The 14,460-nt window shown below is 65.5% G+C and carries 15 protein-coding genes; all 15 read left to right on the top strand.

The window, feature by feature from the left end; genetic code table 11:
- Window positions 1-60: 60 nt before the first annotated feature.
- The 15 genes from fabF (at window position 61) to nagZ (ending at window position 14,398) form a co-directional block, all read left to right on the top strand.
- Complete coding sequence (fabF, locus tag J7024_RS16870; RefSeq protein WP_124829274.1) at window positions 61-1,293, top strand: beta-ketoacyl-ACP synthase II; 1,233 nt, start codon at window positions 61-63, stop codon at window positions 1,291-1,293.
- 11 nt (window positions 1,294-1,304) lie between these two features.
- Entirely contained in the window at window positions 1,305-1,769 is a 465-nt protein-coding gene (locus J7024_RS16875) for a protein YgfX (RefSeq protein ID WP_175761272.1), read from the top strand.
- A gap of 91 nt (window positions 1,770-1,860) precedes the next feature.
- Window positions 1,861-2,460, top strand: coding sequence for an RNA polymerase sigma factor RpoE (rpoE, locus tag J7024_RS16880; RefSeq protein ID WP_124829270.1), 600 nt, complete (start codon window positions 1,861-1,863; stop codon window positions 2,458-2,460).
- Between the two features lie 88 nt (window positions 2,461-2,548).
- A complete protein-coding gene (locus J7024_RS16885) occupies window positions 2,549-3,166 on the top strand; it encodes a sigma-E factor negative regulatory protein (RefSeq protein WP_124829339.1) in 618 nt (205 codons plus the stop codon).
- Between the two features lie 5 nt (window positions 3,167-3,171).
- The gene (locus tag J7024_RS16890) at window positions 3,172-4,224 is read left to right on the top strand and encodes a MucB/RseB C-terminal domain-containing protein (RefSeq protein ID WP_124829268.1); all 1,053 of its coding nucleotides are present in this window, start codon (window positions 3,172-3,174) and stop codon (window positions 4,222-4,224) included.
- A 16-nt stretch (window positions 4,225-4,240) separates the two neighbouring features.
- Window positions 4,241-5,734, top strand: a complete 1,494-nt coding sequence (locus J7024_RS16895) for a DegQ family serine endoprotease (protein WP_124829266.1) — start codon at window positions 4,241-4,243, stop codon at window positions 5,732-5,734.
- 7 nt (window positions 5,735-5,741) lie between these two features.
- A complete protein-coding gene (locus J7024_RS16900) occupies window positions 5,742-5,978 on the top strand; it encodes a glutaredoxin family protein (protein WP_124829264.1) in 237 nt (78 codons plus the stop codon).
- 226 nt (window positions 5,979-6,204) lie between these two features.
- Window positions 6,205-7,998 (top strand): translation elongation factor 4, encoded by a 1,794-nt coding sequence (gene lepA / locus J7024_RS16905; protein ID WP_124829262.1) that lies wholly within the window; start codon window positions 6,205-6,207, stop codon window positions 7,996-7,998.
- A 16-nt stretch (window positions 7,999-8,014) separates the two neighbouring features.
- Window positions 8,015-8,908, top strand: a complete 894-nt coding sequence (lepB, locus tag J7024_RS16910; protein WP_124829260.1) for a signal peptidase I — start codon at window positions 8,015-8,017, stop codon at window positions 8,906-8,908.
- 155 nt (window positions 8,909-9,063) lie between these two features.
- Window positions 9,064-10,293 (top strand): ribonuclease III, encoded by a 1,230-nt coding sequence (gene rnc / locus J7024_RS16915; RefSeq protein WP_124829258.1) that lies wholly within the window; start codon window positions 9,064-9,066, stop codon window positions 10,291-10,293.
- A 60-nt stretch (window positions 10,294-10,353) separates the two neighbouring features.
- Window positions 10,354-11,253 (top strand): GTPase Era, encoded by a 900-nt coding sequence (gene era / locus J7024_RS16920; protein ID WP_096507522.1) that lies wholly within the window; start codon window positions 10,354-10,356, stop codon window positions 11,251-11,253.
- Window positions 11,240-12,079 carry a DNA repair protein RecO gene (gene recO / locus J7024_RS16925; RefSeq protein WP_124829256.1) on the top strand — a complete coding sequence of 280 codons (840 nt, stop codon included), beginning with the start codon at window positions 11,240-11,242 and terminating at the stop codon, window positions 12,077-12,079. The genes era and recO overlap by 14 nt, the downstream gene beginning before the upstream one ends.
- Window positions 12,076-12,852, top strand: a complete 777-nt coding sequence (pdxJ, locus tag J7024_RS16930) for a pyridoxine 5'-phosphate synthase (protein ID WP_124829254.1) — start codon at window positions 12,076-12,078, stop codon at window positions 12,850-12,852. Before recO ends, pdxJ begins: the two co-directional genes overlap by 4 nt.
- Before the next feature lie 69 nt (window positions 12,853-12,921).
- Window positions 12,922-13,353 carry a holo-ACP synthase gene (gene acpS, locus J7024_RS16935; RefSeq protein ID WP_124829252.1) on the top strand — a complete coding sequence of 144 codons (432 nt, stop codon included), beginning with the start codon at window positions 12,922-12,924 and terminating at the stop codon, window positions 13,351-13,353.
- A 16-nt stretch (window positions 13,354-13,369) separates the two neighbouring features.
- Complete coding sequence (gene nagZ / locus J7024_RS16940; RefSeq protein ID WP_124829250.1) at window positions 13,370-14,398, top strand: beta-N-acetylhexosaminidase; 1,029 nt, start codon at window positions 13,370-13,372, stop codon at window positions 14,396-14,398.
- Window positions 14,399-14,460 lie beyond the last annotated feature (62 nt).

Genomic DNA, 14,460 nt, shown 5'->3' on the forward strand with positions numbered 1-14,460 from the left:
GGCTGGTTCCTGTGGCCACTGTGGCTTTTGTTTTTGTCATCCAATGGAAAAGAGGTTACCGTGAGCCGCCGTCGAGTTGTCGTTACAGGCCTGGGGCTGATTTCGCCTGTTGGCAATAATGTTGCCGACGGCTGGGCCAATCTCGTCGCCGGCAAGTCCGGCATCGCCACCGTCACGAAGTTCGATCCGTCGAACCTCGCCGTGCACTTTGCGGGCGAGGTGAAGGGTTTCAGCGCCGAGGAGTACATCCCGGCGAAGGAAGCCCGCAACATGGATACGTTCATCCACTACGGCATCGCAGCCGGCGTCCAGGCAATTCGGGACAGCGGCCTCGAAGTGAACGAAGCCAATGCGGAACGCATCGGCGTGCTGGTCGGCTCCGGCATCGGCGGTCTGCCGATGATCGAAGACACGCACCAGACCTACGTCGACCGCGGCGCACGCCGGATTTCGCCGTTCTTCGTGCCGGGTTCGATCATCAACATGATCTCGGGTCACCTGAGCATCATGTTCGGCCTGAAGGGCCCGAACCTCGCGGCCGTGACGGCCTGCACGACCGGCCTGCACAGCATCGGCCTCGCCGCACGCCTGATCCAGGCCGGCGACGCCGACGTGATGGTCGCAGGCGGCGCCGAATCGACGGTGTCGCCGCTCGGCATCGGCGGTTTCGCAGCGGCGCGTGCGCTGTCGACCCGCAACGACGATCCGGCCAGCGCGTCGCGTCCGTGGGACAAGGACCGCGACGGCTTCGTGTTGGGCGAGGGTGCCGGCGTGATGGTGCTTGAAGAGTACGAGGCGGCGAAGGCGCGCGGCGCGAAGATCTATGCGGAAGTCTCGGGCTTCGGCATGACGGGCGATGCGTACCACATGACCGCGCCGAACATGGACGGCCCGCGCCGCTGCATGGTTGCGGCACTGCGCGACGCCGGCGTGAACGCGGACGAGGTCCAGTACCTGAACGCGCACGGCACGTCGACGCCGCTCGGCGACAAGAACGAGTCCGATGCGGTGAAGGCGGCATTCGGCGAGCACGCGTACAAGCTCGTCGTGAACTCGACGAAGTCGATGACGGGTCACCTGCTGGGTGGCGCGGGCGGCCTCGAATCGGTGTTCACGGTGCTGGCGCTGCACAACAGCGTGTCGCCGCCGACCATCAACATCTTCAACCAGGACCCGGAGTGCGATCTCGATTACTGCGCGAACACCGCGCGTGACATGAAGATCGACGTGGCCGTGAAGAACAACTTCGGCTTCGGCGGTACCAACGGCACGCTGGTGTTCAAGCGCGTCTGAAGCAGAATCGCTTGACGAGTCCATTCGATGCTCCGGCCGGGCGTCCGCAGCGTTTTGCGCTGCGGGCCTCGGCCGTGTCGTATGTCGTGCTGGCCGCATTCGTCGCGGCGGCTGCCGCGTCCGTGTACCTGTTCTGGGCGCCGCGGGCGGGCGCTGCTGCAGGCGCATGCGTGTCCGCGGCGACGGCCGCGCTGCTTGCCATGTGCGCTGTGCGGGCCTGCGCCCGTCGGTTGCCGGCCGAGCTGCGGATCGATGCATTCGGGGAGATTGCGGCTTTTGGCCGCAGCGGGCGGCTACTTGCGCGTGGCCGCGTGACGGGTCATGCGCACTGGAGCAGCCTGCTGCTCGTGCTGTCGATCGGGCAGGGCGCCCGGCGTGCACGGCCGCTGCTGATTCCGGCCGATGCGCTCGACGCCGCGTCGTTCAGCGCATTATCCGTGCTGGCGCGAACCGCGGATACGGCGGGAAGGGCATGATGGCTGCGCAGTTACCGACCGTAACCAGCGCCCGGCGCCGGAACGCTACAATAACGCTCCGCGTTGCATCCCTAGTTAACGGATTTGTCAGGTGAGTGAAAAAGAAATCGATCAGGCTCTGGTCGAGCGCGTACAGAAAGGCGACAAGGCAGCGTTCGAACTCCTGGTCTCCAAATACCACCGCAAGATCATTCGGCTGATCTCGCGCCTCGTGCGGGATCCCGCCGAGGTCGAGGATGTGGCCCAGGACGCGTTCATCAAGGCGTATCGTGCGCTGCCGCAATTTCGCGGCGAGTCGGCGTTTTACACGTGGTTGTACCGGATTGCCGTCAATACGGCGAAGAACTACCTTGCGACGCAAGGCCGTCGGGCACCGACGTCGACCGAGGCCGATGCAGAGGAAGCGGAAACTTTCTCCGACGCAGACCAACTAAGGGATATCAACACGCCTGAGTCGATGTTGATGAGCAAGCAGATTGCCGAGACGGTCAACGCTGCAATGGCCGTCCTGCCCGAAGAACTGCGTCAGGCGATTACGCTGCGCGAGATCGAGGGCCTGAGCTACGAAGAGATCGCGGAAATGATGGGTTGTCCGATCGGGACGGTCCGGTCGCGCATCTTCCGGGCGCGCGAGGCAATCGCTGCGAAATTGCGTCCGCTGCTCGATACGCCCGAAGGCAAGCGCTGGTAAGCGCGATGGGTGCATCGACGCGGGTCGGGGTCTAGTTACGGATAGAGTCGTGGAATCACGACGGGGTGTGTGCAAGATGGGGAGCATCATGGGGTCGGTCAATACGCAGTCGCAGGCGTGCTCGCGCGGCGAGCGCCTTTCCGCTCTGGTCGACGGAGAACTGTTCGACGGCCCGGATCACGGGCAGTTTCTGGCTGAGCTCGACCGCGCGGACCGCGCAGCGTGGGCCCATTACCACTTGATCGGCGATGCGTTGCGCTCGGATGAGCTCGCGCTGTCGCCCGCGCTGAGCGTCGCGTTCACCGCGCGCATGTCGGCCGCGCTCGAAAGCGAGCCGCACCTGCTCGCGCCGGCCGCTGCGCCGGTCGCCCGCAAGCTGCTGTCGCTGCGCCGGCGCGTCGTGCCCGCGTTCGCGGTGGCAGCCGCGGCAGCCACGCTGACGTGGATCGTCGTCCCGCAGATGCAGACGGCCGGTACGCCGGGCGCCGTCCAGGTCGCATCGGCAGGCGCGCCGCAGAGCGGTGACCTGCAGCGCGTGACGGTCGCGCAGGCATCGGTCCAGCCGGGCCTGCAGGACGTCAACATCATTCGCGACGCCACGCTCGACCAATACCTCGAAGCGCATCAGCAATTCGCACAGCAGCCCGTCGTCACGGGCTCGATGCCGCTGATCCGCGCTGCCGTGACCACCACGCCAGGCCAATAAACCCGATGCGGACATTGCAGTTGAATCAAGCCATCTCCGGATGGAAGCGGCTGCCGGCCCTCCTGCTTTGCGCAGCCGCCCTGTTGTCCGTTCAATCCCTTCCTGCCAGCGCCCAGCAACCGGACGATCCCGTCGCGACCCGCAAGGGTGCGGCGGACTGGCTCGACCGCATCCAGCAGGCGGCGCAGCAGCAGAACTACGAGGGGACGTTCGTCTACCAGCGCGGCGGATATGTGCAGTCGTCGCGCATCGCGCACGTCTCGTCCCGCGACGGCGAGTTCGAGCGCATCGAGACGCTCGACGGCAAGCCGCGCAAGGTCCTGCGGCATAACGACGAGCTCTACACGTTCGTGCCGGAGCGCAAGCTGTGCGTGGTCGAGCGCCGCCAGACGCGCGACTCGTTCCCCGCGCTGCTCGGCGCGAGCGGCGAGCACGTGATGTCCGTCTACGACGCGAAGCCGCTCGGCAAGGATCGCGTGGCAGGAATCGACGCGCAGGTCGTCGAGCTCGTGCCGAAGGACGCGTATCGCTTCACGTACAAGCTGTGGGCCGATGCCCGCACCGGGCTGTTGCTGCGTTCGCAGACGCTCGACGCGAGCGACCACGTGCTCGAGCAGATCGCATTCTCGCAAGTGCAGACGGGCGGTACGGCCGGCGACAAGTCGTCGATCGCCGCCGGAATCCGTAACCTGGGCGGCTGGACGGTCGTCCGTCCGCCGGTCGCGACGATCGACATGGAAGCACAAGGCTGGCAGATTGCACCGAACGTCGCCGGCTTCCAGAAGATCCGTGAAGTGCGCCGGCCGATGGCTGCGCGCGACGCCGGCGATCCGCCGATTCCGGTGGATCAGGCCGTCTTCACCGACGGACTCGCAACGATCTCCGTCTTCATCGAGCCGGCCGAGAAAAATACGCGCAAGGAAGGCGCGGGAAGCACCGGCGCGACGCACGTTCTCGTGAAGCGCCGCGGCGACTACTGGATCACCGCGCTCGGCGAAGTACCGCCGGCTACGTTGCAGCAGTTCGTGTCTGCCATAGAATACAAGGCTTCCAAGTAACGCTTCGGCTTCCGACATGACGAAACTCACGCTGCGCAACTGGCTCGCGGCGGCGGCGCTGTGCGCCTGCCTGCCGCTCGTCCCGCATACCGCGGTGGCGGCTACGGCTCCCGCCGCCAGCCTCCCGGACTTCGCCGATCTGGTCGAAAAGGTCGGGCCGGCTGTCGTGAACATCCGGACCACCGCGAACGTGCCGATAGCAGGCCCGCGCGGAGCGCTCCCGCCTGGCTTCGACAACGGCGACATGTCGGAATTCTTCCGGCGGTTCTTCGGTATTCCGTTGCCGCAGGCGCCCGGCAACGGTAGCGGTAACCCGAAAGATGCCCCGGCGCCCGACAATCCGCCCGATGCCGAACAGAACCGCGGCGTCGGTTCCGGCTTCATCGTGTCGGCAGACGGCTACGTGATGACCAATGCGCACGTCGTCGACGATGCGGACACGATCTACGTGACGCTGACCGACAAGCGCGAGTTCAAGGCGAAGCTGATCGGCGTGGATGATCGCACGGACATTGCCGTCGTGAAGATCCAGGCGTCGAACCTGCCGATCGTCGCGATCGGCGATTCGAACAAGGTGCGCGTCGGCGAGTGGGTCGTCGCGATTGGTTCGCCGTTTGGTCTCGACAATACCGTGACGGCCGGCATCGTCAGCTCGAAGAGCCGGAACACCGGCGACTACCTGCCGTTCATCCAGACCGATGTCGCCGTGAACCCCGGCAACTCGGGCGGCCCGCTGATCAACATGCAGGGCGAAGTGATCGGCATCAACTCGCAGATCTACAGCCGCACCGGCGGCTTCATGGGCATTTCGTTCGCGATCCCGATCGACGAGGCGATGCGCGTGGCCGACCAGCTGAAGGCGACCGGCAAGGTTACGCGCGGCCGGATCGCGGTGGCGATCGGCGAGGTGACGAAGGACGTGGCCGATTCGATCGGGCTGCCGAAGGCCGAAGGCGCGCTCGTCAGCAGCGTCGAGCCGGGCGGTCCGGCCGACAAGGCGGGTATCCAGCCGGGCGACATCATCCTGAAGTTCAACGGCCGGCCGGTCGATACGGCATCGGATCTGCCGCGCATGGTCGGCGACACGAAGCCGGGCACCAAGGCGACCGTCAGCGTGTGGCGCAAGGGTCAGGCGCGCGATCTGCCGATCACGATCGCGGAGACGCCGGCGGAGACGACGGCGAAGGCCGAGCAGCGTAAAAACGCGCCGCAGAAGCCGCGCCAGGCCAACTCGCTCGGCTTGACGGTCAGCGATATTTCGGCGGATCAGATGAAGTCGCTGAAGCTGAAGAACGGCGTGCAGATCGACGGCGTCGACGGCCCGGCAGCCCGTGCGGGCCTGCAGCGCGGCGATATCGTGCTGCGTGTCGGCGATACCGACATCACCAGTGCGAAGCAGTTCGCCGAAGTGACCGCGCAACTCGATCCGCAGAAGGCTGTCGCGGTGCTCGTGAGACGCGGCGACAACACGCAGTTCGTGCCGGTGCGGCCGCGCCCGACGCAGAAGTAGCGCGCGGATGTTCACGCTCTACGGCCGCGGCTGGTGCCACCTGTGCGACGACATGCGCGATGCGCTGGCGCCGGTCGCGGCCGAATTCGGTGTCGCGGTCGACTATGTCGACATCGACTCCGATCCGGCACTCGTTGCCCGCTACGACGAGGACGTGCCGGTGCTGCTGCTCGACGGCTCGGAAGTGTGCCGGCATCGCTTCGACGAGGGGAGGGTGCGCGACGCGCTCGCGGCCCGGCGCTGAAGCTGGCTCGAGCGCCTGGTGTGGCACCGCTTCGCGCGGCGCGTTTTCGCTTCGGGGGCGGCAGCATTGGCCTCTCGCGGGGAAGCCGTTACCGGGCGCGCGGTGCCCGGCGCCCAAATTACCGCCCGGCAAAGGCCTTTTCGGCTAAAATAAGCCGTTTTTTCACCGACTTACAAGGCGTGCTCCGCGGTCGTCGAGCGCGCCTTTTTCGCTTGATCGGCACTGAATGGATCATATTCGCAATTTCTCGATCATCGCGCACATCGACCATGGCAAGTCGACACTCGCAGATCGCATCATCCAGGTATGCGGCGGCCTCGCCGACCGTGAAATGGAAGCGCAGGTGCTCGACTCGATGGACATCGAGCGCGAGCGCGGCATCACGATCAAGGCGCAGACGGCTGCACTGTCGTATCGCGCCCGCGACGGCAAGGTCTACAACCTCAACCTGATCGATACGCCGGGGCACGTCGACTTCTCCTACGAGGTCAGCCGTTCGCTGTCCGCGTGTGAGGGCGCGCTGCTCGTGGTCGACGCGAGCCAGGGCGTCGAGGCGCAGACGGTCGCAAACTGCTACACGGCGATCGAGCTCGGCGTCGAAGTCGTGCCGGTGCTGAACAAGATCGACCTGCCGGCCGCCAACCCCGAGAACGCGATCGAGGAGATCGAGGACGTGATCGGCATCGACGCGACCGACGCGACGCGCTGCAGCGCGAAGACGGGTCTCGGCGTCGAGGACGTGCTCGAAGCGCTGATCGCGAAGGTGCCGGCGCCGAAGGGCGATCCGGCCGCGCCGCTGCAGGCGCTGATCATCGACTCGTGGTTCGACAACTACGTCGGCGTCGTGATGCTCGTGCGCATCGTCAACGGCACGCTGCGTCCGAAGGACAAGATCAAGATGATGGCGACCGGCGCGCAGTATCCGGTCGAGCACATCGGCGTGTTCACGCCGAAGTCGCGCAATCTCGAATCGCTGTCGGCCGGGCAAGTGGGCTTCATCATCGCCGGCATCAAGGAGCTGACGGCCGCGAAGGTCGGCGATACGGTCACGCATTCGACCAAGCCCGCCACCGAGCCGCTGCCGGGCTTCAAGGAAGTGAAGCCGCAGGTGTTCGCGGGCCTCTATCCGGTCGAGGCGAACCAGTACGACGCGCTGCGCGAGTCGCTCGAGAAGCTGAAGCTCAACGACGCATCGCTGCAGTACGAGCCGGAAGTGTCACAGGCGCTCGGCTTCGGTTTCCGTTGCGGCTTCCTCGGGCTGCTGCACATGGAAATCGTGCAGGAGCGGCTCGAGCGCGAGTTCGACATGGACCTCATCACGACCGCACCGACGGTCGTCTACGAGGTGGTGCAGAGCGACGGCTCGACGATCATGGTCGAGAACCCGGCGAAGATGCCGGAGCCCGGCCGCATTGCCGAGGTTCGCGAGCCGATCGTCACCGTGAACCTGTACATGCCGCAGGACTACGTCGGCTCCGTGATCACGCTGTGCGAGCAGAAACGCGGCTCGCAGATCAACATGCAGTACCACGGCCGCCAGGTGCAGCTCACTTACGAAATCCCGATGGCCGAGATCGTGCTCGACTTCTTCGATCGCCTGAAGTCGGTGTCGCGCGGCTATGCGTCGATGGACTACGAGTTCAAGGAATACCGTTCGTCGGACGTCGTGAAGGTCGACATGCTGATCAACGGCGACAAGGTCGATGCGCTGTCGATCATCGTGCACCGGTCGCAGTCGCAGTACCGCGGCCGCGAAGTGGCCGCGAAGATGCGCGAGATCATCCCGCGCCAGATGTACGACGTGGCGATCCAGGCCGCGATCGGTGCGCATATCGTTGCGCGCGAGAACATCAAGGCGCTGCGCAAGAACGTGCTCGCGAAGTGCTACGGCGGCGACATCACGCGAAAGAAGAAACTGCTCGAGAAGCAGAAAGAAGGTAAGAAACGCATGAAGCAGGTGGGTTCGGTCGAGATCCCGCAGGAAGCGTTCCTCGCGATCTTGCGCGTCGAAGACAAATAACAGGACTGATCCTTTTATGAATTTTGCGCTGATTCTTTTTGTGCTCGTCGTGGTGACGGGCGTAGCGTGGGTGCTGGACAAACTGGTGTTCCTGCCGCGGCGACGCAAGGCAGCCGACGTGGCGATCGAGGAGTTCGATCGTCAGCAGTCGCGCATCGACAAGCGTTTCGCGGATGAAAATGCGGTGCAGACGCGTTCGAAGCTGCGCGACGAGAAGCTGCGCCAGCCGTGGTGGCTCGAGTACACGGCCAGCTTCTTCCCGGTGATCCTCGCGGTGTTCGTCGTGCGTTCGTTTGTCGTCGAGCCGTTCAAGATTCCGTCGGGCTCGATGGTGCCGACGCTGCTCGTCGGCGACTTCATCCTCGTGAACAAGTTCGAATACGGTCTGCGTCTGCCGATCACGAACACGAAGATCACGCAGGGCAGCCCGCTGTCGCGTGGCGACGTGGTCGTGTTCCGCTATCCGAAGGACGAGTCGGTCGACTACATCAAGCGCGTGATCGGCCTGCCGGGCGACACGGTCGCTTACCAGGACAAGCAACTGACGATCAACGGCCAGCCGGTGCCCGAAACGCCGCTGCCCGATTTCTTCGACGACGAGCGCCAGAATTACGCGAAGCAGTTCGAGGAAACGATCGGCACGAAGAAGAACGCGATCCTGAACAATCCCGCCGTGCCGCCGTTCGTGATGGGCGCCTACGATTATCCGTATCGCGACAACTGCACGTACAACAGCCGCGGCGTGATCTGCAAGGTGCCGCCGGGACACTACTTCATGATGGGCGACAACCGCGACAACAGCGCGGACAGCCGCTACTGGGGTTTCGTGCCGGACAACAACATCGTCGGTCGCGCGTTCTTCATCTGGATGAACTTCAGCGATCTGAAGCGCATCGGTTCCTTCAACTGATCGCGTTTTGCGACGCACACGCAATACGCGATGCACGGGCCGCGTCGCGTATTGCCGAACTACTTTAAGAACCGGCGGTAACACCGCCTCGTCACGCCTTTTCGCGTCCGGCCGCGCCGTTTCGGCCCGACCGGCGCCCGCGTTATACTCCTGCCATGCCCCTATCCCAGTTGGAAAGCCGGCTGCGCTACGAATTTCGCAATGCGGAATTGTTGCGCCAGGCTTTGACCCATCGCAGTCACAGTGCCACGCACAACGAACGGCTCGAGTTTCTCGGCGATTCCGTTCTGAATTGCGCGGTGGCCGCCCTTTTGTTCCAGCGTTTCAGCAAGCTGGACGAAGGTGACCTGTCGCGCGTGCGCGCCAATCTCGTCAAGCAGCAGTCGCTGTATGAAATTGCTCAGGCCCTGAATATTTCGGAAGGGTTGCGGCTGGGCGAGGGCGAACTGCGCAGCGGCGGCTTCCGCCGCCCGTCGATCCTCGCGGACGCATTCGAAGCCATCATCGGGGCCGTATTCCTCGATGGCGGCTTCGAAGCCGCCCAAGGGGTCATCAAGCGCCTCTACGTGCCGATTCTCGACCACATCGATCCGCGCACGCTCGGCAAGGACGCGAAGACGCTGCTGCAGGAGTACCTGCAGGGGCACAAGATCGCGCTGCCGACCTACACGGTCGTCGCCACGCATGGTGCGGCGCACAATCAGCAATTCGAGGTCGAATGCACGGTGCCGAAGCTCGACGTGAAGGTGTCGGGTTCCGGTGCGAGCCGGCGTGCGGCCGAGCAGGCTGCCGCGAAGAAGGCACTCGACGAGGTGATGGCGGCCGCGCCGATGCTGGCGTCGAAGCCGAAGCGTTCGAAGAACGCGCGTGGCTCCAAGCATGTCGAGCCCGAAATCGTGCCGGGCGTGAAGGGTGTGCAGGAAGCGCTCGACCTGCGTTCCCCGGAGCGCAAGGAGCGCGCGGCCGCGCGCGATGCGAAGGCGGTGGCGGCCGAGGCCGGCGCGGAGTCGACCGAGCGTCCGGCCCAGGCGCCGATGGCGGCGATTCGCGCATCCCACGTGGAAACGGCTTCGGACAAGGCCGAACGACCGGCGAAGCCAGCGGCCGACAAGCCGTCGGACAAGGCGGCCGAGCGCGGCGAAGCCGGATCGCGCGGGGCGGACAAGCCCGCGGAAGCCGCCTCCAGAGCGGCCGACAAGCCGGCAGGGCAGGTGAGCCAAACGACCGATTCCGCGTCGCCGTCCGCTGAAAAGCCGGTCGGTTCCGACCCTGCTTCGCGTCCGACGTTGCGCGCCCGCGATTCCGCGTCGCCCGACACCGATACGCCGCCGGGCGGCGCAAGCCTCGCTGCCGCGCAGGCGCGCGTGGCCGATGCCGACCACTGAATTGCCCATCGATCGTGCCGCGCGCCGCGCGGCCGGTTCCGAACCTGTCTCCCAAACGATATGAACACTCCCGCTCCTACCGGTTTCCGTTGCGGCATGATCGCGATCGTGGGCCGCCCGAACGTCGGCAAGTCGACGTTGATGAACGCACTCGTCGGCCAGAAGATCAGCATCACGTCGCGCAAGGCGCAGACGACCCGTCACCGCATCACCGGCATCAATACCTTCGACGACGCGCAATTCGTGTTCGTCGACACGCCGGGCTTCCAGACCCGTCACAGCACCGCGCTGAACCGCTCGCTGAATCGTGCGGTCACGTCGACGCTCACGTCGGTCGACTTGATCCTGTTCGTGATCGAGGCCGGCCGCTTCGGGCCCGACGACCAGAAGGTGCTCGACCTGATCCCGCCCGGCATGCCGACGCTGCTGATCACGAACAAGATCGACCGCGTGACCGACAAGGCATCGCTGTTCCCGTTCATGCAGAAGATGAGCGCGCTGCGCGAATTCGCCGAACTCGTGCCGCTGTCCGCGCAGAAGCCGGAAGACATCAAGCGTCTGCTGGAAACGATCAAGCCGTATTTGCCGGAAGGCGAGCCGATCTACGGCGAGGACGAGTTGACCGACCGCAGCTCGCGTTTCCTCGCGGCTGAAATCCTGCGCGAGAAGGTGTTCCGCTGGACCGGCGACGAATTGCCTTACACGAGCACCGTCCTGATCGACAAGTTCGAGGAAGAGGGGCGCCTGAAACGCATCTTCGCGACGATCCTCGTCGAACGCGATTCGCACAAGGCGATGGTGATCGGCAAGAAGGGCGAGAAGCTCAAGCAGATCAGCACCGAAGCGCGGATGGACATGGAAAAGCTGTTCGACGGCCCCGTGTACCTCGAGACCTTCGTGAAGGTGAAGAGCGGCTGGGCCGACAACGAGGCGGGGCTGCGCGCCTATGGGTACGAATGACGCGCTGACGTCGACCGAAGACGCGGTGACGGCCGGCGCGAACGACGCGCCGCTGCCGACACCGCCCGAACCGCCGCGTCGCAAGGCGCGACGTGCGACGTCTCGCACGTCCGATTTCCGCGTCGCCGAGCAGCCGGCGTTCGTGCTGCACAGCTATCCGTACCGCGAAACAAGCCTGATCATCGACGTGCTCACGCGTGATCACGGCCGGCTCGCACTCGTCGCGAAAGGCGCGAAGCGCCCGCATTCCGCACTGCGCGGCGTGCTGCAGACGTTCCAGCCGCTCTTGCTGTCGTGGTCGGGCAAATCCGAAGTGCGCACGCTGACGGGCGCCGAGTGGGTGGGCGGCATGCTGCCGCTCGGCGGCGACGGGCTGCTGTGCGGCTTCTACGCAAACGAACTGCTCGTAAAATTCTGCGCGCGCGAGGATCCTCAGCCGCCGCTCTTCAATCATTACGTGTTGACGCTCACGCGCCTCGCGCACGGCGAACCCGCGGTGCAGGTGCTGCGCTCGTTCGAGCGCGTGCTGCTGCGCGAGACCGGTTATGCAATGGCGCTGAACCGCACGGTCGCGCGCCGCGCAGTCGAGCCCGATGGCCGGTACGTGTTCGATCCCGAGCGCGGCGTGCGCAATGCGGGCGACGACGTGCCGTCGCATTGGCCGGTGATTTCAGGACAGACGTTGCTCGACATGGAGCAGGACGATTACCATCGAGCCCAGACGGTCGCGCAAAGCAAGACGCTGATGCGCTTCCTGCTGAACACCTATCTCGGCGGTACGCCGCTTGCCACGCGTCAGATCCTGATCGACCTGCAAAATCTATGAGCTTCTTCCTGACAACGCCCACCGCCATCGACCTCGGCGTGAACATCGACCACGTCGCGACGCTGCGTAACGCGCGCGGCACGACCTATCCCGACCCGATTCGCGCAGCCCTGGCCGCCGAAGAGGCCGGCGCGGACGTGATCACGCTGCACCTGCGCGAGGATCGCCGTCACATCGTCGACGCGGACGTGCGCAAGCTGCGTCCGCTGCTGAAGACGCGGATGAACCTCGAGTGCGCGGTGACGGCCGAGATGCTCGACATCGCATGCGAAGTGCGTCCGCACGACGCGTGCCTCGTGCCCGAGAAGCGCGAGGAACTGACGACCGAAGGCGGTCTCGACGTCGCCGGCCGCTTCGAGGCCGTGCGCGCGGCGTGCAAGCAGCTTGCCGACGCCGGCGTGCGCGTGTCGCTGTTCATCGACCCGGACGAGACGCAGATTCGCGCGGCGCACGAAGCTGGCGCGCCGGTTGTCGAGCTGCATACGGGCCGCTACGCCGATGCGCACGACGAAGCCGAGCAGCAGCGCGAGTACGAGCGCATCGTCGCGGGCGTGCAGGCCGGTGGGCAACTGGGCCTGAAGGTCAACGCCGGTCACGGTCTGCACTACACGAACGTGCAGCAGATCGCCGCGATCGACGGCATCGTCGAGCTGAACATCGGTCACGCCCTCGTCGCGCACGCGATTTTCGCGGGCTGGGACAATGCGGTGCGCGAGATGAAGGCGATCATGGTTGCGGCGCGTGTCGCCGCACTGCACGGCGGCGCGCGCTGACGATGACGCCGGTGCGCACGCGCTTCGCTCGTCGTCCTGTGCCGTCGATGCAACCCGAGGGGTGTTGACATGGCGATCTACGGCATCGGTACCGACATCGTCCAGGTGAGCCGCATCGCGGCCGTGCTTGAGCGCACGGGGGGCCGGTTTGCCGAGAAGGTGCTCGGCCCCGACGAACTGCAGGTGTTCCACGCGCGCCGCGCGCGTTCCGAGGCGCGCGGCATCGCGTTTCTCGCGACGCGTTTTTCCGCGAAGGAAGCGTTCTCGAAGGCGATCGGCCTCGGCATGCACTGGCCGATGACGTGGCGTGCGCTGCAGACCCTCAATCAACGCAGCGGCGAGCCGTACGTCGTCGCGTCGGGTGAGCTGGCCGACTGGCTTGCCGCGCGTGGCATCACGGCACGCGTGACGGTCAGCGACGAACGCGACTATGCGGTGTCGTTCGTGGTCGCCGAGACGGACGCCGCCCCGCCTGCACCTGTTTCCCGAACTACTCCCTGACGGACTTTCCGATTCGATGAAAACGACTCCCGGCCCGGTCATGCTCGACGTCGTCGGCACGGCCCTGTCGCGCGACGATGCGCGGCGCCTTGCGCATCCGAACACCGGCGGCGTGATCCTGTTCGCGCGGCATTTCCAGAACCGCGCGCAACTGACCGCGTTGACCGATTCGATCCGCGCGGTGCGCGAGGACATCCTGATCGCCGTCGATCACGAAGGCGGCCGCGTGCAGCGGTTCCGCGCCGATGGTTTTACGGTCTTGCCCGCGATGCGCCGCCTCGGCGAACTGTGGGATCGCGACGTGCTGCTCGCGATGAAGGTCGCGACCGCGGTCGGCTACATCCTGGCCGCCGAGTTGCGCGCATGCGGAATCGACATGAGCTTCACGCCCGTGCTCGATCTCGACTACGGGCACTCGAAGGTGATCGGCGATCGCGCGTTCCACCGCGACCCGCGCGTCGTCACGCTGCTCGCGAAGAGCCTGAACCACGGGCTGTCGCTCGCCGGCATGGCGAACTGCGGCAAACATTTCCCGGGGCACGGTTTCGCGGAAGCCGATTCGCACGTCGCGTTGCCGACCGACGACCGTTCGCTCGACGAGATCCTCAAGCAGGACGTCGCGCCGTACGACTGGCTCGGCCTGTCGCTGTCCGCGGTGATTCCGGCACACGTGATCTACACGCAAGTCGACAAGCGGCCGGCGGGCTTCTCGCGCGTATGGCTGCAGGACATCCTGCGCGGCCGGCTGGGCTTCACCGGCGCGATCTTCAGCGACGACCTGTCGATGGAAGCGGCGCGCGAAGGCGGCACGCTCACGCAGGCGGCCGACGCGGCACTCTCCGCCGGCTGCGACATGGTGCTCGTGTGCAACCAGCCGGACGCGGCCGAGGTCGTGCTGAACGGGCTGAAGGCAAATGCGTCGACCGAGTCGGTGCGGCGCATCAAGCGGATGCGGGGGCGCGGCAAGGCGCTCAAATGGGACAAGCTGATCGTGCAGCCCGAATATCTGCAGGCGCAGACGCTGTTGAGCAGTGCGCTGACGTAAGCGGGAAGGGTGACGAGACACCGCACCGTTCCGGTTGCTGGAAACAAAAAGCCGCGCTGATA

The sequence above is a fragment of the Burkholderia sp. WTPI3 genome (genome assembly GCF_021483755.1).
Lineage (GTDB): Bacteria > Pseudomonadota > Gammaproteobacteria > Burkholderiales > Burkholderiaceae > Burkholderia.

Coding starts and splice junctions, on each gene's coding strand:
- lepA (WP_124829262.1), top strand. CDS start 6,205: ATGGATCATATTCGCAATTTCTCGATCATCGCGCACATCGACCATGGC.
- J7024_RS16890 (WP_124829268.1), top strand. CDS start 3,172: ATGCGGACATTGCAGTTGAATCAAGCCATCTCCGGATGGAAGCGGCTG.
- J7024_RS16900 (WP_124829264.1), top strand. CDS start 5,742: ATGTTCACGCTCTACGGCCGCGGCTGGTGCCACCTGTGCGACGACATG.
- J7024_RS16885 (WP_124829339.1), top strand. CDS start 2,549: ATGGGGTCGGTCAATACGCAGTCGCAGGCGTGCTCGCGCGGCGAGCGC.
- recO (WP_124829256.1), top strand. CDS start 11,240: ATGGGTACGAATGACGCGCTGACGTCGACCGAAGACGCGGTGACGGCC.
- pdxJ (WP_124829254.1), top strand. CDS start 12,076: ATGAGCTTCTTCCTGACAACGCCCACCGCCATCGACCTCGGCGTGAAC.
- era (WP_096507522.1), top strand. CDS start 10,354: ATGAACACTCCCGCTCCTACCGGTTTCCGTTGCGGCATGATCGCGATC.
- rnc (WP_124829258.1), top strand. CDS start 9,064: ATGCCCCTATCCCAGTTGGAAAGCCGGCTGCGCTACGAATTTCGCAAT.
- acpS (WP_124829252.1), top strand. CDS start 12,922: ATGGCGATCTACGGCATCGGTACCGACATCGTCCAGGTGAGCCGCATC.
- nagZ (WP_124829250.1), top strand. CDS start 13,370: ATGAAAACGACTCCCGGCCCGGTCATGCTCGACGTCGTCGGCACGGCC.
- lepB (WP_124829260.1), top strand. CDS start 8,015: ATGAATTTTGCGCTGATTCTTTTTGTGCTCGTCGTGGTGACGGGCGTA.
- J7024_RS16895 (WP_124829266.1), top strand. CDS start 4,241: ATGACGAAACTCACGCTGCGCAACTGGCTCGCGGCGGCGGCGCTGTGC.